Source organism: Microcoleus sp. BR0-C5, from assembly GCF_036705045.1.
Lineage (GTDB): Bacteria > Cyanobacteriota > Cyanobacteriia > Cyanobacteriales > Microcoleaceae > Microcoleus.
On the sequence record NZ_JAUBTR010000178.1, the window covers coordinates 1 to 2,133 of the forward strand.

At 45.3% G+C, this 2,133-nt stretch carries 2 protein-coding genes; both read left to right on the forward strand.

Going from position 1 to position 2,133, the window contains the following annotated elements; translation table 11 throughout:
* The first annotated feature begins 183 nt into the window (after window positions 1-183).
* Window positions 184-1,404 carry a hypothetical protein gene (locus QUB08_RS31685; RefSeq protein WP_333230231.1) on the forward strand — a complete coding sequence of 407 codons (1,221 nt, stop codon included), beginning with the start codon at window positions 184-186 and terminating at the stop codon, window positions 1,402-1,404.
* 231 nt (window positions 1,405-1,635) lie between these two features.
* Window positions 1,636-2,133, forward strand: a 498-nt coding sequence (locus tag QUB08_RS31690; protein ID WP_333230233.1) for a hypothetical protein, incomplete at its 3' end; no start/stop codon positions are given.

The following is a 2,133-nucleotide window of genomic DNA, read 5'->3' on the forward strand; positions in this document are numbered from 1 at the left end:
GTCCTGTGGTAACACAGGCATCGACTCTAATTAACTGAGAGGGGCGGGGAATAATATCCCCCCTCGACTCACCCCAAGGGCGTAGGGCTAAAAAGAGACAGGAAAGCGAGCGGTGGTTACATAACGTTGCAATTCAAGTTAGGTGACAAGCGTGTCAACAAGACTTGTGGGTGCTACTTGACCATGCAAGGCATCACTGATGCTCTGAGGAAAGCTCATCTAGTTGCTAGCGGTTTACAGTCCTTCTCTAGCGAGAGTCGCTTTTTAGCCTGGTATGATGATGTTATTTTGGATAAAAACGTCATCAAAAATGATTTGATAACGTTTGGTCAGGCGATAACAAAAGTAGAGAAAGAATACTGGGATGGACGCACTAAACGCCGTCAACAACGTGACAGGAGTAGTATTAGTCAGCAACGTACTTGGAGTGCCGTTTACGGTGACTACTATAAGCTGTTGCCACAAGATAGGGTCGTAAACCTAACAGATGTTCTGTCCGCAGTTAACGGTAAAAAACAAGGAACCAAGTGCTTTAAAAATTGCTTGTGCGCCATGAAAAAGCTTGCTGAGACTATTGACAGTGCCGACTTATTGGGCAGGCTCAAAGAGATTGACGGTAGACAAACAGAATTTCGTGAAGACCTTCAAACTTTATCTGTTGATGAGTTTTTAAAACTTCGCGAAGTGGTTTTAGATGTTCCCAACAACAAACGATACCATTTGGAATCACGTAGGCGGTGGATGTGGGTATTCTCAATGCAGTTGGTGTATGGCTTTCGAGTTCATGAAGTTTTTGCGATTCAGAATATTGACAAGCCATTTAAGACGAAAGATGGTGTTATTATTCCTGCCTTGAATGAACCGATAAACAAACAAATGATTTCCGTAGTAGGCGAGAAGACGTTACTAGATACTACAACTAAGACGGGCTACAGGTTGTGTATACCCATGCTCCCTCCTACTCATCCTGACTTGATGGAATGTTTAGAAATCAAATCAGGCAACTTGCCTGATGTTAGAACATCGTCAAACAATCCAAAGACGATTAGTGGGCTATACAGTGACCGCGCACAAACTATCTTAAGAAGATGGGACAAAGGCTTTACCCAAACCCACGCTTTACGTCACTTAGCGAATCTCAACGGTCAAATGGCGGGGATGTCTCAGGAGACAAGAGCTAAGAGTTTGGGGCATTCAACACAGATGAATGAAGGTACTTATAAAAAACGAGCCAATACTCAGACAACGATTGATTTACTAACTCAGTCCACAACAGAAGCTATTCCATTGGGTAGTGCAATTGGGGTGCTTAAACAATTGGGTGGCGATGTAAAAAATGTCAAACTGCTGGCCGCTATCTACGGCATTACGTCCGATGAAGTTATGGAGTTGCTTGCCGAATAACTTGAAACAAAACTTTACACTTCCTGTGTTGACAAGGAAGTGTAAGTCTGCAATCGTGAGTAACTAAGGAAGATTGATGCGCGGTTGACGAGCACTGGAAATGCTAGCCAAACCACGACTTCCCCAAACCGTTTCTGTACAACGTTTGGAGCCTATAAATTATGCCACTTTCAGCCGATTGTCCTACCGGACGATCGCAACTCTTAATGATTGAGTTGGCGGGGTTTTGCCATGACTAAGCCTACCGTCAGCTACCGTCGCATTGACCAATTAAAGGCGATCGCCTATGACCGTGGCTTCTCCAATGAAGACGCTAGACAGTTCGGGAAACTCAGCAAAACTGCTACGTGGGAAGCGCTGCTAGAACTGTACCTGGTTGACGGTGAATCGCTTGACACAGTGAATGTAGACACTGTAGACACGGTGCTAGACACTGTAGACAACACGCCTAAACCGCTTGACCCGCAAGCTGTAGACACTGTAGACAGTGACACTGTAGACACACTAGATAGGGCGCTAGGCAACACACTAGACACACTAGATTGGACTAACGACGGTTCGTTTCCTGTGTGTGGTTTTACCCGCCAGACTTCCACCAACTTTTTAGACTGGGTTGACCTTGGGCAACTCATCGCACTCGTACTCGCATCGACGGGAGTGTTTGTGCTGGCTATGTCTATGTGGCGACAAATCAATCCCCTGAATTTATTTCCCTCCCCAGTTCGCATC

Bases quoted from the DNA above. Each gene is read 5' to 3' on its own strand.
- QUB08_RS31685 (WP_333230231.1), top strand. From the start codon at position 184: ATGCAAGGCATCACTGATGCTCTGAGGAAAGCTCATCTAGTTGCTAGC.